Annotated in this window: 18 protein-coding genes; 8 read left to right on the forward strand and 10 right to left on the reverse strand. The window is 69.3% G+C overall.

What is annotated here, in order from left to right; translation table 11 throughout:
• Positions 1-22: 22 nt before the first annotated feature.
• The 7 genes from PZE19_RS31260 to PZE19_RS31290 all read right to left on the reverse strand — a co-directional run bounded on the left by PZE19_RS31260 (position 23) and on the right by PZE19_RS31290 (position 10805).
• A complete protein-coding gene (locus PZE19_RS31260; RefSeq protein ID WP_277864596.1) occupies positions 23-2482 on the reverse strand; it encodes a vWA domain-containing protein in 2460 nt (819 codons plus the stop codon).
• A 33-nt stretch (positions 2483-2515) separates the two neighbouring features.
• The gene (locus PZE19_RS31265; RefSeq protein ID WP_277864597.1) at positions 2516-4693 is read right to left on the reverse strand and encodes a BatA domain-containing protein; all 2178 of its coding nucleotides are present in this window, start codon (positions 4691-4693) and stop codon (positions 2516-2518) included.
• A gap of 64 nt (positions 4694-4757) precedes the next feature.
• Positions 4758-5678, reverse strand: a complete 921-nt coding sequence (locus tag PZE19_RS31270) for a DUF58 domain-containing protein (RefSeq protein ID WP_277864598.1) — start codon at positions 5676-5678, stop codon at positions 4758-4760.
• A complete protein-coding gene (locus tag PZE19_RS31275) occupies positions 5647-6693 on the reverse strand; it encodes an AAA family ATPase (RefSeq protein WP_277864599.1) in 1047 nt (348 codons plus the stop codon). The genes PZE19_RS31270 and PZE19_RS31275 overlap by 32 nt, the downstream gene beginning before the upstream one ends.
• 16 nt (positions 6694-6709) lie before the next feature.
• Positions 6710-7816 (reverse strand): prenyltransferase/squalene oxidase repeat-containing protein, encoded by a 1107-nt coding sequence (locus PZE19_RS31280; protein ID WP_277864600.1) that lies wholly within the window; start codon positions 7814-7816, stop codon positions 6710-6712.
• The gene (locus PZE19_RS31285) at positions 7813-8721 is read right to left on the reverse strand and encodes an SIMPL domain-containing protein (RefSeq protein WP_277864601.1); all 909 of its coding nucleotides are present in this window, start codon (positions 8719-8721) and stop codon (positions 7813-7815) included. Before PZE19_RS31285 ends, PZE19_RS31280 begins: the two co-directional genes overlap by 4 nt.
• On the reverse strand, positions 8718-10805 hold the full coding sequence (locus PZE19_RS31290) for an outer membrane protein assembly factor BamB (protein WP_277864602.1): 2088 nt from the start codon (positions 10803-10805) through the stop codon (positions 8718-8720). The genes PZE19_RS31285 and PZE19_RS31290 overlap by 4 nt, the downstream gene beginning before the upstream one ends.
• A gap of 508 nt (positions 10806-11313) precedes the next feature.
• Between PZE19_RS31290 and uvsE the strand changes: the two genes are divergently transcribed.
• From uvsE to PZE19_RS31310, 4 genes are all read left to right on the forward strand, one after another.
• Positions 11314-12282, forward strand: a complete 969-nt coding sequence (gene uvsE, locus PZE19_RS31295; protein ID WP_277864603.1) for a UV DNA damage repair endonuclease UvsE — start codon at positions 11314-11316, stop codon at positions 12280-12282.
• A gap of 123 nt (positions 12283-12405) precedes the next feature.
• The gene (locus tag PZE19_RS31300; RefSeq protein WP_277864604.1) at positions 12406-13362 is read left to right on the forward strand and encodes a carbonic anhydrase; all 957 of its coding nucleotides are present in this window, start codon (positions 12406-12408) and stop codon (positions 13360-13362) included.
• A gap of 1338 nt (positions 13363-14700) precedes the next feature.
• Positions 14701-14886: a hypothetical protein gene (locus PZE19_RS31305; RefSeq protein ID WP_277864605.1), complete on the forward strand. Its 186-nt coding sequence runs from the start codon at positions 14701-14703 to the stop codon at positions 14884-14886.
• A complete protein-coding gene (locus PZE19_RS31310; RefSeq protein WP_438270005.1) occupies positions 14887-16038 on the forward strand; it encodes an IS701 family transposase in 1152 nt (383 codons plus the stop codon). It begins immediately after the preceding gene.
• Positions 16039-16222: 184 nt separating this feature from the next.
• On the opposite strand, the gene PZE19_RS31315 is transcribed toward PZE19_RS31310, so the two are convergent.
• Entirely contained in the window at positions 16223-16396 is a 174-nt protein-coding gene (locus PZE19_RS31315) for a hypothetical protein (protein WP_277864606.1), read from the reverse strand.
• 164 nt (positions 16397-16560) lie between these two features.
• On the opposite strand from PZE19_RS31315, the gene PZE19_RS31320 reads away from it, so the two are divergent.
• Complete coding sequence (locus tag PZE19_RS31320; protein WP_277858735.1) at positions 16561-17979, forward strand: IS4 family transposase; 1419 nt, start codon at positions 16561-16563, stop codon at positions 17977-17979.
• Here PZE19_RS31320 and PZE19_RS31325 read toward each other — a convergent pair.
• The gene (locus tag PZE19_RS31325) at positions 17966-18400 is read right to left on the reverse strand and encodes a transposase (RefSeq protein ID WP_277864607.1); all 435 of its coding nucleotides are present in this window, start codon (positions 18398-18400) and stop codon (positions 17966-17968) included. The two genes, PZE19_RS31320 and PZE19_RS31325, sit on opposite strands and share 14 nt — an antisense overlap.
• 62 nt (positions 18401-18462) lie before the next feature.
• Positions 18463-18909 (reverse strand): helix-turn-helix domain-containing protein, encoded by a 447-nt coding sequence (locus tag PZE19_RS31330; RefSeq protein WP_277864608.1) that lies wholly within the window; start codon positions 18907-18909, stop codon positions 18463-18465.
• A gap of 121 nt (positions 18910-19030) precedes the next feature.
• Here PZE19_RS31330 and PZE19_RS31335 point away from each other — a divergent pair, with 121 nt between their 5' ends.
• The 3 genes from PZE19_RS31335 to PZE19_RS31345 all read left to right on the forward strand — a co-directional run bounded on the left by PZE19_RS31335 (position 19031) and on the right by PZE19_RS31345 (position 21629).
• Positions 19031-20473 carry an Ig-like domain-containing protein gene (locus PZE19_RS31335; protein WP_277864609.1) on the forward strand — a complete coding sequence of 481 codons (1443 nt, stop codon included), beginning with the start codon at positions 19031-19033 and terminating at the stop codon, positions 20471-20473.
• A 249-nt stretch (positions 20474-20722) separates the two neighbouring features.
• Positions 20723-21004, forward strand: a complete 282-nt coding sequence (locus tag PZE19_RS31340) for a hypothetical protein (protein WP_277864610.1) — start codon at positions 20723-20725, stop codon at positions 21002-21004.
• Positions 21005-21065: 61 nt separating this feature from the next.
• Complete coding sequence (locus PZE19_RS31345; RefSeq protein ID WP_277864611.1) at positions 21066-21629, forward strand: hypothetical protein; 564 nt, start codon at positions 21066-21068, stop codon at positions 21627-21629.
• The last annotated feature ends 73 nt before the right edge of the window (positions 21630-21702 follow it).

A 21702-nucleotide genomic window follows, 5' to 3' on the forward strand; every position in this document is an offset into this window, starting at 1 on the left:
GATGGTGGTTCCCGGGCCTCGTTCAGACGAGTCGATATCGCTTGCGCAGCAGCCATTCGGCCGTGAGGCCGACGATGATGGTCCCGAAGAGCAGGGGGGCGTCCCACAGCTCGTCGCGGTTCTCGATCGTGCGCGTGACCTCGCGCATGGGGATGGCGGCGTCGATCTGGTCGACGTCCGACAGCTCGAAGACCCGGCCGCCGCTCATCCGCGCCAGGTCGGCCAGGAGCGGGCGGTTGAGCGCCGGCTCGTCGATCTCGCGGCGAGGGGGCTCGACGCGAAACGTCGTCGTCGAGACCCGCGCGACGTCGGCCCCTCCGGTGAGGTCGGGCGCGGAGGCCGGCGCGACGCGGAGCGAGTACGCGCCCGCCTGCTGGGCGGGGAAGTCGGCCGTCGCCAGGCCCGGATCCTCGGGCGACTTCTCGAACCGGATCGGGTCGGGAGGCTGGCCGGTCGCCTCCAGCTCGGCGACCAGCTCGGACGCCTCGGCGAGCGCCGCGGGGTCGGTGTAGCGGATCGAGGCGTGGACCCGGTCGCCCACGCGATAGAGGCTCTTGTCGAGGTGGACCTGGAATGGGAACCGGCCGCCGAGGGCCTTGTTGCGGCCCACGCGGTCGACCAGCCGGGCCCAGAAGCCGTCGAAGAAGTCCTCGCCCAGATAGCGCCAGCGGTAGGTGCTGTCGAAGCCGATGAAGACCGTCCGACCCGGCCCGTAGAGCTGCGACGCCAGCAGGACATGCCGGCCGTTCTGGTTGGCCATGCGGGGGTCGCCGTGGCGGGCCAGGACCACCGCGCCGGGCCGGGCGCGGGTGACGGGGAAGCTCCAGTACATGCCTGGCAGGCTCGTCAGCATGGTCCGGTTGCGGATCGGGTCGGGGCTGAACTCAAACACCGGATCGCCTCGGCCCTCGGAGGTCAGGTCGAGCGTGTAGGTGTTCTGCGAGCTGAGCCGGACCTCGGCGTCGCTGCGGAAGAGGCCGGGGTCGCGGACGATGGGGAGGATCTTGGTCCAGCCGCCGCCGGCGGACTTGTCGTCGACCGACTCGAAGAGCTGCTGCGAGAACAGCTCGCCGGCGACGAAGATCAGGCCGCCTCCGTCGCGGCCGACGAACTTCTGGATCATGTCGGGCCAGTGCGCGCCCATCGTGCGAAGGTCGGGGTCGACCAGCAGCAGGGCGTCGTAGCGGCTCAGCTCCTCGTCGTTGTTGGGCAGCCGCGTGATCGGCCGGTCGCCGGGCTGGCGGAAGCCGGGGTCGGCGTGCTGGAGCCAGCCGGCGAACTCGACCTGCTGGTCGCGCATCAGGGCGTTGCGCAGGAACTGGACCTCGGGCGACGGACCGCCCGCGATCAGCAGTACGCGGATCTGGCGGCGGACGACCCGGGCCGCGGCGGTCGCGACGTTGTCGTCCTCGGTCAGCTCGGGGCCGGCGTCTTCGACCTTGGCGCGGTACTCGTACTGGCCGACGACCGCCGGGACGACCCGGAACGTCGCGCGCTTCAGGACGCCGTCCTCGCCCAGCACGACGCGCTGGGATCCGACCGGCTCCCACGCCCCGTCGTTGATCCGGCGCTCCAGGACGACGGTGGCGTCGGCGTCGCGGAGGCCGCGGGCCTCGACGACGACCGAGACCGTCGTCGGGTCGCGGGCGAAGACGACGGGGTCGACCTGCAGCTCGGCCAGGCGGATGTTGCGCGGACCTTCGTCGGCCCCGGCGGCGATGGCGAAGATCGGGATCTTCTGGCGGGCCGCGGCCTCGACCACGCGGGTCGGATCTTCGCCGGCGTTGGAGCGGCCGTCGGTGGCGAGGATCAGGCCGGCGACCGGCTGCCCGCGATGGGCCGCGATCACGCCCCGGAGGGCGTCGCCCAGCGGCGAGACCGTACGCTTGGGCTGCACGTCTTCGAGCTTCCGCGTCCTGGCCGCGTCGCCGCCGCCGGGGCGGGAGGCCGATTCGAGGTCGTAGACGAACACGTCTCGGCCCTTCGAGAGCGCCTCCAGGTTGGCCCCCAGCACCTTCTGCACCAGGCCGAGGCGCGGCGATTCGCGCAGGCGATCCGCGGCGGCCTTGCCGTCCTTCGCCTCGACCCCGAGCTTGCCGGCGATCGCGGCGGCTTTCGCGGCGTCGGTGTAGGGGTCGGAGAACCGCATGCTCTCCGAGTCGTCGAGGATCATCGCCAGTCGCGACGGCGACTGCTCGCGGCGGACGAAGACCAGGACGGGCTCCAGCAGCATGACGCCCAGCGCGGCGATCGTCAGGAGGCGGATCGCCGTCAGGAGGATCCGCCGGCCCGTCGTCAGGTCCTTGCGGCTCCAGCGGGCGAGCTGCCAGATGAGGACGACGAGCGCGAGCGCGGCGAGGGCCGCGCCGACCGCGGCGGCGCCCTGGGGCAGCGACGCCAGCTCCAGCCGGACGTCGTCCGGCGGCGGCGCGCCGGGCGACGGCGTCTCGATGCCCAGGAGGTATTGCCAGAATCGATTCATGACGACGCGTTCATTCCCCGTTCCAGGAGTGGCTCACCGGGACCGACCGACCCACGCCGCGAAGGCCGCCTCGGCGACGAGCAAGACGAGCAGCGCGGCCGCCAGGTCGCGCCAGATCTCGCGGCCCGTCGCCGCGAAGGACTCGACGTCGCCCCGGGCCGCGACGACTTCCACGTTCAGGGGCTCAAGCAGCTTCTTGACCTCGCCCGACTCGATCCGCTCCAGCTGGCTCTCGCGGGGATCCGGATTGGCGGCGAAGACGTCCTCGCGGGCCCCGAGCGGGCCCTCTTCCCACGACAGCCGGTACACCCCGGCCCTCCGCGTGTCCGGGAGGTCGATCGAGAAGCCCGGGCCGCGGTCGTCGGTCGGATCGTCGGGCATCGGCACGGCCGCCAACGACAGGGGCTCCGTGCCGCCGGGCGGGGTCAGCCGCGCGTTCGTGACCTCGTGGCTCGAATGGACGATGCGAAGGATCGGGTCGCCGGCCGCGATCGTATTCGCCGTCGACGTCGCGCGGGCCACCCCCTTGACCGCCTCGCGGATCGCCAGAACGAAGCTCGGCTCGACCGGCCAGTCGTTGCCGGTGCGGTCGGCGGTGGTCGTCCAGAGCAGCACGCGGCCCTCGCCGACGACCCGCTCGGCCACCGCCGGCGAGCGGTCGGGATCGTTCCAGCGGGCCAGCACGCGGGCCTCGTCCTTCTCCTTCGACTCGCCCGACGTGGCCGTCCCCTCGTCGACGGTCGTGATCCAGCGCACCGGGACGCGCTCGAAGGCCGACGCCTTCAACTCCAGCAGCTTTTCCAGAGGCGACGGCCGCACCGGCTCGATGAACAGGCCGCGGAAGGGCTGATCGGAGGTCGCCTTGAGCGCGAACGGCAGGATCCGGTCGTCGGGCCGGAAGAGGAGGTCGTTGTACAGGCCGAGATCGACCCGGGCCCCCGCGAAGATCATCAGCCCCATCCCCTCGCGGACCAACCGGCGGAGTCGGGTCGCCTGCTCGGGCGTCGGCGCGGCGACGTTCGCCAGCACGAGCACGTCGGGGGTTTCCAGCCGCTGCGAGAGGAAATCCTGGTCGGGCACGACCTCGATCCGCCAGGCTTCGGCCGACCCGACGCCGATCGACAGGGGCGCGGCGAGGTAGTCGACCTCGGACGCGAAGGGCTCGGCGGAGGGCTCGCCGTCGACGAGGCGGATCAGGAGCGAGTCCTTGACCGGCACGGACGCCCAGCGGCGGCCGTCGGCGGGCAGCTCGTCGTCGGGGAGCTGGAGCGAGAACTCGTGAGGGCCCGAGCCGGGGAACGAGACGGAGAGCGGCAGGCGGACGGTCGCGCCCGGGGCCAGCTCGGGCAAGGGGACTTCGCTCGGCTTGTCGTCCACGCGGAGGATCGCCTTGGCGGCGACGATCGAGCGCGGCGAGTCGTTGCGGACGACCGCCTCCCACGCGGAGGGGGCGCCGGCCAGGACCGTGCGCTCAAGGGGCGCGAGCGACTGGAGGGCGACGTTCGCCGTCTCGACTGCGCCGACGTCGACGATCCGCACGACGACCGCCTCGTCGCCCCAGCGCTTGGCGATCTCGCCCACGGTCCCGTCCCAGCCGCTTCGTCTCAGGTCGGTCAGGATGGTGAGCCGGCGGGTCGGGTAGGTACACGATTTCAGGACGTCGTCGATCCCCGCGAGCACCGTGGGCCAGGCGGCGTGGGTGGCGGTGGGGGATAGGCCCGCTACGGCGGCGGCCAGTTCCTCGCGGCGGCCGGCCTCGACGTCGTGGACCACCGGGGCCGTCGGGGCCGAGGTCGTCGCCAGCGTGCAGCGGTCGTTGGGGGGCGTCGAGCCCAGCAGGGTCGTCGCCACCTGCACGGCCTTCTGGAAGGCCGCGCCCTCGCTCGACGCGTAGCCCATGCTCAGCGAATCGTCGATCAGCACGACCTCGCTCGAACGCCCGCCGCGGCCGAGCCAGCGCTCCATGCCCGTCGGGTTCAGCACGGGCCGGGCCAGGAAGAAGAAGAGGACGACCGGCAACGCCACCCGCAGCAGCAACAGGAGCAGTTCTTCGAGCTGGATCCGGCGGCGGTTGCGCTGGATCGTCAGCTTCAGATATTTCATGGGGGCCCACTCCACGCGGCGGAACCGGCGACGGTTCAGCAGGTGGATGATGATGGGGATCGCGCCCAGCAGGGCGCCCCAGATCAGGAGTGGACTCAGGAACGTCATGGCGTCGAGATCACCCCCGTCGGACTCGTTTCGGGCCTGGAATGGGATCGGCGGCCGGTTCGCATCAGCGGCCGCGGCGGTCGGTCCGGCCGGCCTCCAGCCGGGTGTGCAGGAAGCGGCTCAGGGCGTCGGCGAGCGGCTCGTCGGTCAGGAATCGGACGTGGTCGTAGCCCCGCGCCCCGCACGCCTTGCGGACGCCATGGAGGAAGTCGTCCATCGCGGCCCGGTACGACTTCTGGAAGCCCCGGGGCTCGGCGAACAGCTCCTCTTCGCCTTCAAGATCCTTGAAGACCGTCGGCCCGTCGAACGGCAGGTCGACCTCGTCGTGATCGAGAACTTGCATGATCAGCACTTCATGGCCGCTGAACCGGAGCCGGTCGAGGCCCCCGTAGAGCGTGTCCAGGTCGGTCAGCAGGTCGGAGACGATCACGAGCATGTTGCGGCGGCGGAACTGGTCGCCGAGAGCCAGCAGCAGGCCGCCCAGCTCGGTCCGTCGTTCCGGCTTGCAGGCCTGGAGCATGCCCGCGACCAGCTGCACCTGCGACTGGGTGGCGCGGGGCGGGATGGTCTTCACCGCCTTCTCGTCGAACAGCACCAGGCCGACGGGGTCCTGCTGGCGGGTGAGCAGCATCGCTAGTGAGACCACCAGCGTCGAGGCGTAGTCGAACTTGCTCAACGCGGCGCGGTCGCCCTTGTACTTCATCGAGGCGCTGGCGTCGACGAGGAACGTGACCCGGACGTTGCTCTCTTCCTCGTACTGCTTGACGTAGTGGCGGTCCGACCGCGCGAAGACGCGCCAGTCGAGGCGACGGAGGTCCTCGCCGGGCGAGTATTCGCGGTACTCGGCGAATTCGACGTTGAAGCCGTGGAACGGGCTCTTGTGGAGGCCGCTGATCGCCCCTTCCACCAGCCGCCGCGACCGCAAGGTCAGGTCGGAGATCCGCGCGACGGCGTCAGGATCGGAATATGGCCGAGGCGGCGGCATCGGGCGCTCCCTTCCGGACGGGGACCTCGGCGAGCAGTCGCTTGACGATCGTGTCGCTGGTCTGGCCGTCGGCCTGGGCGTTGTAGTTGACCACGACGCGGTGGCGCAGCACCTGGGGCGCGACCGATCGCAGGTCGTCGATCCCCACGCTCGGCCGCCCCGCGAGGGCGGCCTTGGCCTTGGCGGCGAGGATGAGCGACTGACCGGCGCGGGGGCCCGCGCCCCAGGCGAGCCAATCGTCGATGAACTTGGGCCCGCCGTGCTCCGTGCCCCGGGTCGCCCGCACCAGGTCCATCGCATAGTCGATGCAGTGGTCGGTGACCGGCACCCGGCGGACGAGCTGCTGGAGCGCCCGGATCCGCTCGCCGTCGACGACCGGCTTGATCTCGTCGTGCTGAACGCCGGTCGTCATGCGGTAGATCCGCCGCTCCTCGTCGGGCGTGGGATAGTCGATGAAGACCTTGAACAAAAAGCGGTCGAGCTGGGCCTCGGGCAGGGGATAGGTTCCTTCCTGCTCGATCGGGTTCTGCGTCGCCAGCACGAAGAAGGGGTCGGGGAGAAGGTGGCGGCGGCCTCCGGCGGTGACCTGCCGCTCCTGCATGGCTTCCAGGAGCGCGGCCTGGGTCTTGGGGGGCGTGCGGTTGATCTCGTCGGCCAGGATCAGGTTGGCGAAGATCGGCCCGTGGACGAAGCGCAGCTCGCGCGCCCCGCTCTGGCGGTCCTCGTGCAGGACCTCGGTCCCGGTGATGTCGCTGGGCATCAGGTCGGGCGTGAACTGGATCCGGTTGAACTCCAGCGACAGCGAGTCCGCCAGCGCGTGGACCATCAGGGTCTTGGCCAGGCCGGGGACGCCCTCCAGGATGCAGTGGCCGCGTGCGAAGACGGCGACGAGGAGTTGCTCGACGACGTCGTCCTGACCCACGATCCTCTGGGCGATCTGGCGGCGGATCTCGTCGTGGATGGTCCGCAGCTGCTCCAGCTCGGAGAGGTCCAGCTCTTCGACGGCGGTGCTCAAGGTCGCGTCCCCTTCATCAGCGCTGGAAGACCGGGAGAAACTTGAAAGGCAGTTGGAGGATGATCGCGGCGACGGACGTCCCGAAGACCTGGCCGATGCCGTCGCCGTTCCAGGAGCCGTCGGGCTGCTGCTGGGCGATGAGCTGTTCGCGGGTCTTGGGAAAGTACTCGTCCCAGTAGGCGTCGCCGGCCATGTAGAAGCCCTGGGAGGCGTAGAGGTGGGCGTAATAGTCGTGCCCGCCCCCCTTGCTCCAGCCGTCGTTGGCCTTGAACTGGTCCCAGACGTACTTGAGGCAGTCGGTGGCGATCGGCCCGTCGAACTGGCCGGCGTTGTACAGGGTGGCTACGGCGGCGGCCGAGATCGGCAGCCGGGGGCCGCTGGGGCTGCTTAGCGAATACTGGATGCCCCCCTCGGGCGTGCGGCACTTGTCCAGGTACTTGACCGCCTCTTCGATGACCGCCTGGGGGACGAGGAATCCGGCGTTCTGCGCGGCGCGGAGGGCCTGCACCTGGGTGACGGTCACGGATCCTTCGTCGCCGGTGCCGGGAGTATACGTCCAGCCGCCGGCGCCGCTCTGGCCCTGGCTGGTCAGGGTCACGGCCTTGCGGACGGTCGTCTGCACCTGCTTGCGAAGGGCTTCCTTGGTGATCATGCCGTAGACGCTGGCCAGGAACATCAAGGCGAAGCCGTGGCCGTGCATGGGGATGCCGCCGTCTTGACCGGGGCCGGTGATCAGCCCGGTCTCGGTCGCGCATCGCACCAGGAACTCGACGGCGCCCTGGACCGTCTTGGAGTACTTGCCGCGGGTCGGGGTGTCACCGTGGGCCAGCAGCGCCGTGCCTGCCAGGCCGGTCATCGCCACCGGATAGACCTGGCCGCCGCCGGTGATCCACGAGCCGTCGTCGGACTGCTGCGAGGCCAGGTAGTCCAGGCCCTTCTGCACGACCCGGATCGTCTCGGGCGTGACGTGCTTGGGCAGGACTTCCTCGGCCGAAAGTCCCGAGACGACGCCGGTCAGCCAGCCCCCGCCGACGGCGGCGACAGCCGGAGCGCCGGCGGCGCAGCGGGCGAGGAATGCGCGGCGCGTCCCGGTCGGGGATGATCCGCGGAGGGAAGGCCTCATGGCTTGGCGGCCCCCTTGGGACGGATCGCGTAGCGGACGAGCAGCTCGACGCGGATCGGGACTTCCTGGAACTTCGTGGTTTCCAGCCGATTGGGGAGCGTATCGTCGTCCTGGGAGGGGGGTTCGCCGTAGAAGTACGCGTACGGCGAACGCGACGTGTTCCCCGGCGCCGTCATCTCGCGGACGGCCTGCACGGCGCCCAGCTCCAGGCCGTTGAGCCGGGCCAGGCGTTCGGCCCGCGATCGCGCGTCGGCCGCGGCCTTCGCGAAAGCCTCTTCCTGGAGCTTGTCGTAATCCTCGACGACGAACCGCACCAGGGTGGTGGTCGAGTTCATCCCGTAACGATACGCCATATAGGCGCTGTTGCTGGGCGGCCCGACGTGGGCCCCGGCGTCCTGGGCGACGTCGAGCAGGCGGCCGACGAGCTGCAAGACGGCCTCCTCCTCCATCGCCTGGATCTTCGTGGCGCGGACGACCAGCTTGCGCGAGAGCTGCACCTCGCTCTTGGCCTTGGACTGGACGCCGTAATCCATCATGTACGGGTTGAACGCGGCCCCCTTCTGGTCGACGAGCAGGCCGCGTTCGTCCACCACCACGTCGGCGAGCTTGAGGGCCGCGAAGGCGTCGCGGACGCGCTTCTTGGCGTCGCGGAATTTCACGATGGCGTCGCCGGTCAGCTCGGCCGAGGCCGAGACGTCGAGGTCGATCTCGGCGAGGGTCGGCTTGACCTTGACGACCCCCTTGCCGACGACCGTCAGGCCCTCGATGTTCCCGAGGTCCGGCGGGGCCTGCGCGGCGGCGGGGCAAGGGGCCGCGACGGCGACCGCGACCGCGACGGCCGCGAGCACGATCCACGCCGCCGGGCGCGCTGCGGCGACTTTCCAGGGCGCGCGGATGGACTTCATCGCGGGGCGTTCTCCTTGGGGTTCGTCGGGGCCTTCTGCGACGGCCTCGGATAGGCGGTGATCGCGCGGTTGGAGACGGTCAGCAGGCGGTCGCGCGTCACGAGCAGGCCGGCGGCGTCGGCCCCGAGGTCCTCGCCCCGGAAGATCCGCCGGACATGACCGGTCCTCGGGTCGAGCTCGAACACCCCGCGGGGCGTCCCCTGCCAGATTCCGTCGGGTCGGATCAGGACCGTCCCCTTCAGGCTCCCGCCGGGAAGCCGCGTCGCCCAAGAGAGCGCCCGCGTGCCGACGTCCAGGGCGGCGATCTCCTCGCCCCCGAGATAGATCGAGCGGTCGTCGACGCCGAGCACGCGGACCGCCTTGCCGATCGGCCGGCGCCAGGCGACCGTCATGCGATTGGGGTCGATGGCGTAGATCCTGGACGACTGGGCCCCTTTGAAGACCAGCGCGTCACCGCGGTCCTGCGGAGGCTCGCCGGCGACCTGGGGCTCCTGGTTCTGATAGCCGTAGGAGAAATAACGCTCGGTCTCCAGCGGGGCCGTCTCGTAGCCATACCCCCAGTCGAGCGTGCCCGAGTCGGCGTCGAGCCGGACGAGCAGGCCGACGTGGGTGTCGACGTAGAGCGCCCCGGATTTCAGCAGCAGCCGCACCTGCGGGTTCTGGTCGCGGCGGCCGTAATAGGAGTACATCTGCTGCGCCTGGCGCGAGACGGCGACCTCGGCCTTCCAGATCGGCCGGCCGTCCTGCGGCCGCACCGCCAGCACCCACTGCTGCGGGAGCGGCTGATTCTGCTGGATCTTCACCGGGATGAACAGCTTGCCGTCGCCGAGGATCGGCGGCCCCGACGGCTCGTATCCCGCATACTCGGGGAGGTCTGAGAGCTTCCAGAGGACCTCGCCGTCCTCGGCGCGTCGGCATTCGAGCTGCATCGACGAGTTGTAGTTCTGGTCTTTCATGTCTTTCGACACGGTCCAGAGCAGCTTGCCGCGGGCCAGGATCGCGAACTGCAAGGCGTCGAGCATCTGGCCGGCGGGCTGCTGCGCGAGCAGCTCGACGTGGTGGAACGACTCGGTCCGCCAGCGGATCTTGCCCGTCGCCATGTCGAGCGCCAGGAACCGTCCCAGGAAGTTGACGTAGAGGGTCGAGCCGTCGACGGCCGCGGCGGGCGCCGCCGAGCTGAGCGGGCCGGAACGCCACTGGTTCAGCTCGACCGGGGTCATCCCGGCCTCGATCGATTCGGCGATCCGGAACTGCCAGGCGGGCGCCACGGCGTCGGCCTGGTCGATCAGCCCCGCGTCCGTCACCGCGGCGGAGTTCGAAGGGGCCGACGCGGGACGATCGGCGTCGACGAGCCGGCGGAGCAGGTCGGGGGGCGACTCGGTGCGGCCGCCGAGCGTGGTCCGCTCGGTGCGATGGCGATCCTCGATCTCGGCCCGGAGCTGGTCGAACTCGGAACGTCGGCCGGCCCGGTGCAGGGCCACCGCCGCCTTGGTCGCGACGGCGGCCGGCGGCAGGTCGGCGTCGGGCCGATCGCGGAGGATGGCGAGCCAGCAATCGGCCGCGCGGTCGAACCGCCCCTGCTCGAAATACAGGTCTCCCAGGCGATCGGCCGCGGCCGCGCCGACCGAGGTCGTGAAGTAGGCCGAGTAGATCCGTTCCAGGTTCGCCTGCTCGGCGTCGCCCTCGGCCTTCTCGAACAGCTTGCGCGCCTCGGCGTCGTAGAAGAGCCGATAGGCCGCCTGGCCTTCGGGGGGGAGGGCCGTCAGGACCTCGCGCCGCTTCCGCGCGACCGGGACGATGAAGCCGTCGGCGCCGTCGACGAACCGCAGGGCCTGGTCTTCGCTGATCGTGTAGAGGGCCTTGAGGGCCCGCTCCCACGAGCCTCGCTTCTTGAAGCGCTCGAAATCCTCGAGCGCCTCCTTGACCTCTGTGGTCGCCGGGGGCATCTGCAAGGGACGGCCGGGATCGTCGTTCGACACCTTATCGCGATCCGCAGGCTTGGCATCGTCCGCCGCGCGGCCGATTCCCGCCGACGCCATGGAGGCGAGCCAGACCAGCGCGATGACGCGTCGCATCCAGAGCATGCCGCCTCCGTCGAAGGGTCCGATCACGGGGGAGAAGCGATTAAGCCCGAATGCGTCCCGGGGGAGGGCCGGGGCCGGAAGGCGAGTCGCGACTCACTTCCGGCAAGAGACATTTGTAGTGCTCCCAATTCCCTCGTGCAAGATGGTACCGTGAATCTCGTCGAGGCCCCGGGGAGGTGCGACCCCCGACGAATCGGCCGCGACGCGGGCCGGGCCGCCTTCAGACCGCATCCCCGGATTGTCCATCCTACGAAACCGCTTCGGAATGGTTCTTGTTGAGATTCATAAAGAAATCAAGCGAACGCCTTCGAAATCCATCGAGCGATACGCCGTTCGAAAACCATCCTCGGCGGAAGGCGGGCAGTCGTCGGGGCCCGAGTCGTCATCGTAAATTCATTCCCCAAGGCTGCATGCGGTCGCAGTTGGGAGTCGTCTCGTCGATGCGTGCTGATTCCTCCGGGCGTTTCGCGGCCGCGATCCCCGGGGTCGCGAAAAGAGGGGACCGATCATGATCCGGCTGGGGCTCTGCTGCACGTTCCGCGACGAGCCGATCCGGTTCGTCACCACGACGGCGGCCTACGTGAATCGCCTGAGTCGGGCCGATGGACTGGTGAAACTGTCGGCCCTGTGCCTGGCGAACGCCGAGGCCCTGCTGGCCGCACTGCGGTTTTGCAAGGCCGCCGACATCGGCTGCTTCCGGGTGAACAGTCAGGTGCTCCCCCTGAAGACGCATCCCCAACTCGCTTATGGGATGGAGGAGCTTCCCCAGGGCGACGGGATCGTCCGTCGCTTCCGCGAGTGCGGCGCGTTCGCGTCGCTCCACGGCTTGCGGACCTGCTTCCATCCCGACCAGTTCGTGGTGCTGAATTCGCGGCGGCCCGACGTCGTCGACGCGTCCGTCCGCGAGCTGGAGTATCAGGCCGAGGTGGCCGAGTGGATCGGGGCCGACGTGATCAACGTCCACGGCGGCGGCACCTTCGGCGACAAACGGAAAGCTCTCGACGACTTCGCCCGGGCCCTCGACCGCCTCTCGCCGAGGGCTCGGAGTCGCCTGACCGTCGAGAACGACGATCGGACCTTCACGCCCGCCGACCTGCTCCCCGTCTGCAAGGCCGCCGGCCTGCCACTGGTCTATGACGTACACCACCATCGCTGCAATCCCGACGGCCGATCCGTCGAGGAGGCGACCGAGCTGGCGCTCGCCACCTGGAACCGGGAGCCGCTTTTCCACCTCTCCAGCCCCATCGCCGGCTGGGACGGACCGAGGCCCGAGCGTCATCACGACTTCGTCGACCCGCACGACTTCCCCGACTGCTGGCGCGGCCTCGACGTGACCGTCGAGGTCGAGGCCAAGGCGAAGGAAGCGGCCGTCCGCAAGCTCCGAGACGACCTGGACGCGCGGCCCGGGGCGGAGCGGGAGGATCGGCGGACGGCGACCCCCCGGGATTCTCCGGCGTCTCGTCCAAACGCTGAGTGATTCCGACCCTCGTCATGAGTATGCTTTAAGAAATGCGTGCCATCGCAGCGGACGGCCCCGGCCCCTCCCGTGCGACGGCCGGATCGACGAAGCTTCACGCCGAGAGCATCGCAAGGGATCTCCATGAACACGATTGATTATATTTATCGCTTCGATCCCGAGAAACCCTCGGCCAAGCCCCTGCCGCACGACGCGGACGCGGCCCGGCGCGTCTTGGAGGACGGCAACCGACTCTTCTCGCAATGGATGGAGAGCTGCCGCACCGGCACCCCCTCGCACGGCGAGCCGCGTTACATCGTGCATTGCAACGGCCTGGAGGTCGGCATGCTGCGCACCCGCGGCGAGATGCCGACGCAGTCGCCGTTCGCGGTGGTCGTGGGCTGCTCCGACGCCCGGGTGCCGACCGAGATGCTCTTCGGCCAGGGGTTCAACGACCTGTTCGTCATCCGCGTGGCCGGCAACGTCATGAGCGACGTCTGCCAGGCGAGCGTCGACTTCGCGCTGACGAACTTGAGCCAGAGCGTGCGCGTCGTCGTCGTCCTCGGCCACAGCGGTTGCGGTGCCGTGACCGCCGCGGTCGACGCCTACCTCCGGCCCCTGAAGTTCTGGTCGAAATCCGTCTCGCCCATGCTCCGTTCGCTCACCCAGCGCGTCTTCGTCTCGGTCCGCGAGGCGGCGAACGGCCTCAAGGAGGTCTGGGGACCCGAGGCGCGCGACGTCCCCGGCTATCGCGAAGCCCTCGTCGAGTCGGCCGTCTGCATCAACGCCGCCCAGGCCTCGTTCGGCCTCCGACAGGAAGTCGAACGCAACGGCAAGTGGGAGGTCGAGGTGTTGTACGGCGTCCACAACATCCGGAACCACCAGGTCTGCATGCCGGTGGATCCGTCCGCCCCGCGATCCGACGAGAACGTCATGCTCGCGGTCGCCCCGTCCAATCCCAGGGAGTTTGAAGCCCTCGCCATCCAGATGGCCGAGATCCTGCGTCCGGGCGCGCGCCCTCGCCCCGGCCCGACGGCCTCCAGGACCGCGTCCCCCGTCGACGTCGCGCCCCCGCCGACCGTCGAGGACGCCAAGGGCTGACAGGACGAGTTCCGCGGATCGACTCGGCGCGGCCCGCCCTTGCGTCGAGCAGGGCCTTGCTAAGGCCGAACGCGCCGGCCGCCTCCTGCATAGCGCCCTTCGCGTCGAGAAACGACGATGACGACGTTCCCCACGACGGAGAGCAAGAGGCGGTGGACGCCGCGACGACGGCCGTCGCCAAGGTCGACGCCGAACGCGTCGCGGCCGCCCGGGGACATTTCGACTGGATCGTCGAGATCAAGGGGCCGGGCGAAGTCCCAGTTGAAGTCGGGCCGGCGCTCGGCCGCCGACGCGACCGAGGTCCGGGCGTCTCGGGAAAACGCGACCCTGCTCCACCTCGTTGCCGTGACGACGGCCCGCCGGTTCCGCGGCCGACGACCTCCGACGTCGCGTCAAGGAGTTCGAGATGCAACTGGACGAGCCCTTCTTGAAGCCCGACCGCCCGGCGGCGGGGCCGCCGTCTCGATGACCGTCCGCGTTCCCCGAGCGGCCACGATCGCGCTCGTGGCCCGTACGGGAACAGCACGACGAACCGGGGCCGCGGGGGGGTGAAGGGCTCCGCGCGGACCGATCCCGCCGACGCGGGCGCATCGACACGCGGCGACGATCCTCGAACGAGGTCCATCGCAAGCGGACCAAGGTGGGAGGTCCCGAATCGGCCGGCCGTGAAACGCACCGATGAAGCTGCGTAATCGATCCGCATGCCCTGGCCTTCGCAGACCGGCCGAACCAAGGACGGCCTCGGCGTGAGACGTCCGCGGCCTAGAGGCCATGGAATTCTGTCCCCCTCGTGAATCCGCTGCACTTTCCGAAGCTATATGCATGCTGGGTAGATCAGCACGCCTGGCCACGGGACGCGCTTCCTCACCAGGGAATCGGAGCATGTTCGCCCGTGTCCGGGCAGCTCTCGAAGCATGCCCGATGGACCCACACCCCGATGCCCACGGCGAGCCCACTCGCCCATCTCGGGTGTAGGCTGGCGGGGAGTCGATCCTCGCCTAACGTCCGCTCGCCGCAGATCGGGCAGCACTCCGTCTCCCGCCACACCCGGTCGCAGAACTGGTGAAGGTCCTGGGAGATCGTGAAAGCGATGGGATTACCGAAGCGGCCCAATGCATCACTGCTGAGGCCGGTTTTCGGCGGCGACGATAGGCGGCGCTGCGGCATCGCCTTCCAGGTGCGATCCCACTCCTCGCGGCCATCGCCGTCCAGCGAGTAGTCTTTTGCATCGGACACGGTTCGCCTTCGCCTCCAAGAAGGCAGCGGATCGACAAGGGCCGGCCCGGCCGGGACGATGGCGGTTACCAGACCAGCCGATCATCCCGGACGGAGCCAGCCATGACATACTCGCATCCGATACCCGACCCGTGCCAGTGGTTCTCCCAGCTCGCCGTGACCCTCGACCGCCGCTCCGCCCCGAGGCTGGCGTTGCTGTTCCTCGGCGTCGTCCTGGCGCGTGGCCGGCGGACCGTCACCTCCTGGATCCGCGCCGCCGGGCTGAGTTGCCGGTACCATTCCTGCTAGATCGCCGTCGCGGCGGCGGGCAAGCGGCCCGACCGCATCGCCAGACGGGTCCTGATCGACATCGTCGCGCCGCTCGTGGCCGCGGATGGGCGGTTGACGCTCGCCCTCGACGACGCCCCGACGCGGCCGTACGGGCCGCACGTCCAGGGGGCGGGCATCCATCACAACCCGGCGCCCGGCCCGGCGGGATCGCCGCACGTCTACGTTCACGTCTTCGTCGTCCTGGCCCTGCTCGCCGTGCATCCGTCGTGGGGCACTATCGCATTGCCGCTCCTGTCCCGTCTCTACGTCCGCAAGAAAGACCTTCCCGGGATCGACCCGAAGCACCGGCCCGGGTTCCGAACCAAGCTCGTGCTCGCCGTGGAGCTGCTCCAGTGGGCCCATCCTTGGCTGGGCCTTCTCGGCAAGCCGGTCTGGCTGGTGGCCGACGGGGCCTACGCCAAGGCGGATGTGCTCAAGCCAGCGAAGGCCCTGGGGATGACTGTCGTCAGCCGGCTGAGGTGTGACGTCGCGCTGTGGTCGTTGCCGCCGGAGGTTCCCGCGGATCGTCGGGGGCCGGGCCGGCCATGGATCTACGGCGAGCGCCGCATCGACCTGGCGAAGCGGGCGGGACAGCGGCGGGGCTGGTCCACAGAGGTGTTCGACCTGTACGACGGAAACCTGATCAAGCGGTGCAAGACCTTCACGGCGACATGGCGGCCAGCCGGAGGCGCGTTCCGGGTGGTGATGGTGGACGAGCCGACGGGATGGGTGGCCTACTTCTGCACCGACCTGGCGGCCGCGGTCGCGGACATCCTGGGGACGATATCTAATCGCTTCGGCCTGGAGATCACGTTCCGCGATTGTAAACAGGTCGTCGGGGCGGGCCAGCAGCAGGTGCGGTTCATCCACGCCGGCGTCGGGGCGTTCCACGACTGCCTGTGGACATTCACGCTTACCGAGGCATGGGCGTGGGGCCGCGATGAGGATGCCCTGGTGGACCGCTCGGACTTGCCTTGGGACTCCCTCCTGCGCCGGCCGAGCTTCGTGGACAAGCGGCGTGCCTGGCGGCGCGAATTGCTGGGCGAGCAGATTCATGCGGCTCTGCGGCCCGGGGCCACCGACGAGGAAATCCAAGCCGCCGCCGAACGGTTGCTCAGCCTGGCCGCTTGAATGTTATCGACTCCCGGAAAGTACAGGAATCCGATAAGACGCCTTTATTTCGATTGCATGAAAGATCTTCGCCCATGACTGCCGCATGGCGATTCTCGGGTCGCCACCAATCGTGACGCGGCGGCGCCCGCAGCCGTGCGTCGAAGGAGCGGACATTATGCTTAGGTAAGGCCGTAGTGACGTGTCACTCGATGATTTTCGGGAAGAGGTGCCGTAGCTTGATCCGGGCGTCCTCGGTGGTGAATCGCCACTCGACGCCCACCTGCCTCGAGTTGCGGCGCGAGCCCCATGCGCCCGCCTCATCGGCCACTTCGCCGATCACCGCGATCCGTCGGTCCAGGCACTGCCGCGTCAGCACGGCGTGCTCCGACTCGGCGACGTTGAGCCAGCTGCCGTGCTTCGGCGTGTGGACCGAATGGCACTTAGATTTTCACAAACGGTTCCCCCGCCGCAGGATAGGAAGCCACGGGCATTCTGGCTCTGATGAGGGCGTACAACCCTCACCGGCTCGGAGCCAGATTGATGTTCAACTACGCGCAGGGACGTCTTCGGCATCAGATCGACCTCCTCCGCCAACAGTTCGTCCAGGAAGGCGGACTCCCCTTCGCCGACGTCCTATCCGCCAGCGGCCTCGAGGAGGCCCTCCGTGAGATCGAGGCGACCTGGAATGACCGCATCTACGCCCCGTTGGTAACCCTCTGGGTGTTCATCGGACAGGTGCTCAACGCCGACCAGTCCTGCCGCGCCGCCGTCGCGCGGCTGATCGCCCACCGGGTCTCACAGGGGCTCGAGCCGTGCAGCTCCGAGACGGGGGCGTATTGCCAGGCGCGGAAGCGCCTGCCCGAGCGGTTCTTCGCCGCCGTGGCCCGCCTCGTGGGGCGGAACCTGGACGCGCGAGTCGACCCGCAGTGGCTTTGGAAGGGCCGCCGCGTCTGCCTGTTCGACGGCTCGACGGTCTCCATGCCCGACACCCCGGAGAACCGCCGGGAATACCCTCTGGCCTACAACCAAGTGCCCGGGACGAGCTTCGCCCCCGCCCGGATCGGGGCGATCATCTCGCTGTCCTGCGGCGCGATCCTCGACCTGGGCGTCTGCCGCTACGCCGGCAAGGGCCAGGGCGAGGTCAGCCTGCTGCGCCAGCTGTGGGACGTGCTCCGCCCCGGCGACGTGCTGCTGGGCGACCGCCTGATGTCGGGCTGGGTCGGAATGTACCTGCTCAAGCAACGCGGGGTCGACACCGTCAGCCGCCTGTCGGCGCACCGCCGGGCCGACTTCCGCAAGGGGACCCGCCTGGGCAAGGACGATCACGTGGTCGTGTGGAAGAAGCCGTCGTCGATCCGCTCGGTGGACCGGGCGACGTACAACGCGCTGCCCGAGGCGATCACCGTCCGCGAGGTTCGCTTCCGCGTAGTGCAGCCCGGGTTCCGGACGCGGTCGGTCGTCGTCGTGACGACCATCCTGGACCCCGGGCTGGCGAGTGCGGAGGAGCTGGCTTCGCTCTACCGGGCCAGGTGGAACAACGAGTTGGATTTGCGTTCGATCAAAATCACCTTGCAGATGGATGTTTTGCGGTGCAAGACGCCGGAGCTGGTGCGCAAGGAGATCTGGGCCCACGTCCTGGCGTACAACCTGATCCGCACGGTGATGGCACAGGCGGCGACCATCGAAAATGTGGAACCTCGCTCGATCAGCTTCAAAGCGACGCTCCAGGTTCTCGAAGCGTTCCGGCCGCTGATCGCCTACCGGGCGCACAGCGGTGCGGACGACCAAGAGGAACTCTACGAGCAACTGCTCGGGGCCATCGCCGTGCATCGCGTGGCCGACCGGCCCGACCGGTTCGAGCCCCGCATGACCAGGAAGGGGCCGAGAGGGTATGAGGAATTGAAGCGGCCGCGAAGGGAGATCAAACTCCATATGCTCAAACGAGCTAGCAAAATCTAAGTGCCATTCGCGTGTGGACCAGCTCCAGGCGTCGCGCCACTCGCATCGCCTCGGCCGGCCCGAACGCCTTGTACAGCGACGCCAGGCCGTGGGTGATCAGGTTGTCGCAGACCAGGGTGATCCGCTCGGCCTGCGCGTACCTCGGGTCGTCCACCAGCTGCCGGACCTGCCGCGCCCAGTCGACGGCGGTCTTGGTGCCGGTCACGCGGACGTCCCGCCAGCCGCCCAGCGGATCGACGAACATCCAGATCGTGCAGGCCCCCTCGCGCACGTAATCGCAATCGACCCGCGCAGGGTGCCTCGGGGCAGCCGGGATCGGCCGTCCCGCCTCGGAGACGAGCTGATTGGGCTGCTCGTCCATGCAGACGACCGGCCACCTCGCGTCGCGGGGCCGCCGGTAGACCTCCAGCAGCTGCTCCATCTAGCAGACGAAGGCGGCGTCCTGATCCAGGGGGATGTACCAAATCTGCCTGCGCCGCGGCTTCAGTTCGCCTTTTCGAGAGCGCGGCGGACGGTCTCGTGCGAGACCGAGCCGATCACCTCCAGCTCCACCTGGCGCTCGGCCAGCAACCGCAACGACCACCCGCCCGCGCCCTGGGGCGGCTGCGAGCAGGCCGGAGCTGTCAGCCGCGCCTCGTTCTCGCCGCCGAGCTTCGGGGGCGTCGACGGGGTGCGTCCCTTGCGCTCCAGCACGGCCGTCGGCCCGTGCTCGACGGCCCGCCTGTGCCACGATTCCAGGCTGCGGTTGGTGACGCCGAACGCCTCGGCGATCCTGTCGTCGGGCCAGGCCGGCCCGTCCGGCCCTTGGTCGCACTTGGGCAGCGCCTGGGCCCGCTGCAGCTTCCAGCCGGCGACGTTCCCCTTGCGTACCAGGCGGGCGAAATCGGCCCGCTCCTCGGCGGTCATCTTCAGGACGTACCTCTTGGCCATGTCGGACCTCCGTGGGGGCCGCGTTGCGACCGGAGCAGAGAGGCCATCCTACCCGAAGATCATCGAGTGACGCACCACGACCACCGCGTCGCCGAACACGTTGGATATCTCTGGGACCTTCGTGTTCCCGACGGCGGGGATCTACAGCGTCCGCATCGGCGTGACGGACACGGCCAATCTCACCATGTTCGCGACCAGCTCGATCTCGATCGTCGAACCTTACTCGATCATCGCAGCCCCGGTCGCAATCTCCGGCGGCCTGGGGACCACGCCCTTCAGCGGCCCCGTGGCCACCTTCGCGACGACGAGGCCGAACTCGAGCATCGCCGATTTCTCAGCCGTGATCCAGTGGGGCGACGGTTCGAGCAGTCCAGGCGATATCAAGGGCGGGCCGTCGAGCTTCACCGTCTCGGGGAGCCACCCTTACGAGAGCGCCGGCACGTTCACGACCAGCATCTCGATCGTCGGGGTGGGGGACGCGCCGAGCGGGTCGACGATGGGTACTGCGACCATCACGGCGCCGTCCAGCGGCGTGACGGCCTCCGGCCGAACGTTCGTGGCCTCGGCGGGCCAGACCATCAACTCCGGGGCCCCGGCCGACGACGTGGTGATCGCGACCTTCACCGACCCGTCGCCGACGGCGGTCGGGACGTACTCGGCCCTGATCGACTGGGGAGGAGGGCGGACGGGGCCGGGCGCGATCAGGTTGGAAGCCGGGACGAGCGACCAATTCGAGGTCCGGGGGACGATCTCGTACGATTCGGCCAGGTCGTACCCGGTGAAGGTGGCGATCTACAAGTCGGGTTCCCCGTTCGCGACGGCCTCGTCCACGGCGCAGGTGGTGAACACCGGGGCGAGCTTCTCGTTCACGGCGGGGCTGGCGATCGCGCCGGGCAACGGCCCGAACGCGGCGAACGGGTACACGCTGACCAACCGGCCGACGTTCGCCGGGACGGCGACGCCGTACGCGACGGTGCAACTCTACGCCAGGCCGACGATCGCCGACGCGACGATCCCGATCGGGTCGGGGGTGGCCGACGGCTCGGGGGCGTGGTCGGTCCAGTCGACCCCGCTGGCCGACGGTGCGTATGCGGTGACGGCCGTGCAGACGCCGCCCGCGGGATATCCCGGTGAGCCGGTTTCGCTCGCCGCGAACCAGGGGCGAGTCGTGGTGGACACGGTCGCGCCGCAGGTCGTCGGCGTGGCGACGGACCGGTCGGGCCGCGTGACGGTCCTGTTCCGGGACGAATCGAGCGGGATGGACGCGTCCACCCTGCACGACGCCGGCGATTACGCCCTGCTGGGCAAGAGGTCGTCCGTCATACGCCCGACGTCCGCGACGTTGGAGTCGGTGGGGGCCTCGCCGACGGACGCGGCCGTGGTCTCGCTGGCCCTGCCGGGGGGGCGCCGAACACGCTCGGCGTTCGGCCGGCTCCGGATCGACGCGGCCGCCGCCGGCGGGGCGGGCGCGACCGACCTGGCCGGCAACGCGGTCGCCCCCTTCGTCGCCTCGCTGGGCCGGGGCCGGACCGTCAAGCCCGCCGCCCGCAGGCGGGCCCGCTGAGGGCCGGCGACGGCAGGGAAGGGCGGGGGGGCGGTCGGCTCCGGACGGCGCGTCGAATGCGACCCCGCCGCGTCCGGCGGAATTCGGAAACGAGTTAACATGTAATCGCCAGAATATTAGACTCTTCTGGCGACGACGACTTCGATGACATGAACATGGCCGTCATCATCGGGGCCCGCGGCTCGAATCGGCGGAACGCCGCGACAGCGTCGGCTCGCGCCATGGCGGCGACCTGATCGGTCGCCGACCTTGCTTCTCGGCGAGGACGGCCTGCATCTCGGCCGGCACATCCTCGGCTCGCGCGACCCGGAGGGCGTGCGATTGCTCCGCCAGGTCGAAAACCCCTGGTCGAAGGTGGCGACTGGGATGATCGGCGGAAAAGACGGGGTTGATCGCCGGACGGCCTCTGAAAAGGCCAGCCGGATGACTACAAATCTTTTTTACTATTTGCAAGGCTTTGTGCGAGCGCTTATTCTGCATCACAACCATCGTTTCTGGCGGCCCGACCGCTCGATCCTCGTCGCTGCTTGAGGTGCGGATGTCTTCGTCACTCGTCCGATTTTTGTCACACTTGGCGACGGACGCCGAGCTGATGGGGAAGTACCTCGAAGATCCAGAAGCCGTCATGCTTCAATTCGACCTATCCGAGTCGGATGTGCAGTTGCTGCTGAGCCAGGACACCTTAGGCTTGGAAGCACGTGCCTGCGGTACGATAGGCTCGGTCGATCAGCCCTCGAACCCTGCGCCCGGCTATCCGCCGACGTGTTCTGGGGTCTACCCCCAGCCGTCGGTCATGACGCTGATCGTCTATTTCGTCCCCTTGGGCATGGGATATCAGAACCAGGCGGCCATGGTCTCCGGGATGCCCTTTCCTCAGGTCGCTCCGGCCCCGGGCGTCGTTCCCGGGCCGCTCACGTATTTCGCGCCGGTGCCCGGCGGCTCCGGGTATCCCGCGTCGGTTCCCGGGCCGCTCACGTATTTCGCGCCGGTGCCCGGCGGCTCCGGGTATCCCGCGTCGGTTCCCGGGCCGCTCACGTATTTCGCGCCGGTGCCCGGGCCGCTCGCGTTCTTTACGACGCCGTCTCGCCAGCCGTCGGCGGGCCCAGTTCCGGAGAAGTGTCCGCCAAATTCATCTAAGGAGCCACCGCTTCACTAGCGTTGGACAACCCTTATATGGACGGAAACGGCCAAGTGGGCCGCGACTGACCAGGTCGTCGTCGTCACAGGTC

Origin of the sequence: Paludisphaera mucosa (genome assembly GCF_029589435.1) — a bacterium.
GTDB classification, from domain to species: Bacteria; Planctomycetota; Planctomycetia; order Isosphaerales; family Isosphaeraceae; genus Paludisphaera; species Paludisphaera mucosa.

Coding starts and splice junctions, on each gene's coding strand:
- PZE19_RS31305 (WP_277864605.1), top strand. CDS start 14,701: ATGACATACTCGCATCCGATACCCGACCCGTGCCAGTGGTTCTCCCAG.
- PZE19_RS31270 (WP_277864598.1), bottom strand. CDS start 5,678: ATGCCGCCGCCTCGGCCATATTCCGATCCTGACGCCGTCGCGCGGATC.
- PZE19_RS31285 (WP_277864601.1), bottom strand. CDS start 8,721: ATGAAGTCCATCCGCGCGCCCTGGAAAGTCGCCGCAGCGCGCCCGGCG.
- PZE19_RS31300 (WP_277864604.1), top strand. CDS start 12,406: ATGAACACGATTGATTATATTTATCGCTTCGATCCCGAGAAACCCTCG.
- PZE19_RS31290 (WP_277864602.1), bottom strand. CDS start 10,805: ATGCTCTGGATGCGACGCGTCATCGCGCTGGTCTGGCTCGCCTCCATG.
- PZE19_RS31320 (WP_277858735.1), top strand. CDS start 16,561: ATGTTCAACTACGCGCAGGGACGTCTTCGGCATCAGATCGACCTCCTC.
- PZE19_RS31345 (WP_277864611.1), top strand. CDS start 21,066: ATGGGGAAGTACCTCGAAGATCCAGAAGCCGTCATGCTTCAATTCGAC.
- PZE19_RS31330 (WP_277864608.1), bottom strand. CDS start 18,909: ATGGCCAAGAGGTACGTCCTGAAGATGACCGCCGAGGAGCGGGCCGAT.
- PZE19_RS31280 (WP_277864600.1), bottom strand. CDS start 7,816: ATGAGGCCTTCCCTCCGCGGATCATCCCCGACCGGGACGCGCCGCGCA.
- PZE19_RS31260 (WP_277864596.1), bottom strand. CDS start 2,482: ATGAATCGATTCTGGCAATACCTCCTGGGCATCGAGACGCCGTCGCCC.
- PZE19_RS31265 (WP_277864597.1), bottom strand. CDS start 4,693: ATGACGTTCCTGAGTCCACTCCTGATCTGGGGCGCCCTGCTGGGCGCG.
- uvsE (WP_277864603.1), top strand. CDS start 11,314: ATGATCCGGCTGGGGCTCTGCTGCACGTTCCGCGACGAGCCGATCCGG.
- PZE19_RS31325 (WP_277864607.1), bottom strand. CDS start 18,400: ATGGAGCAGCTGCTGGAGGTCTACCGGCGGCCCCGCGACGCGAGGTGG.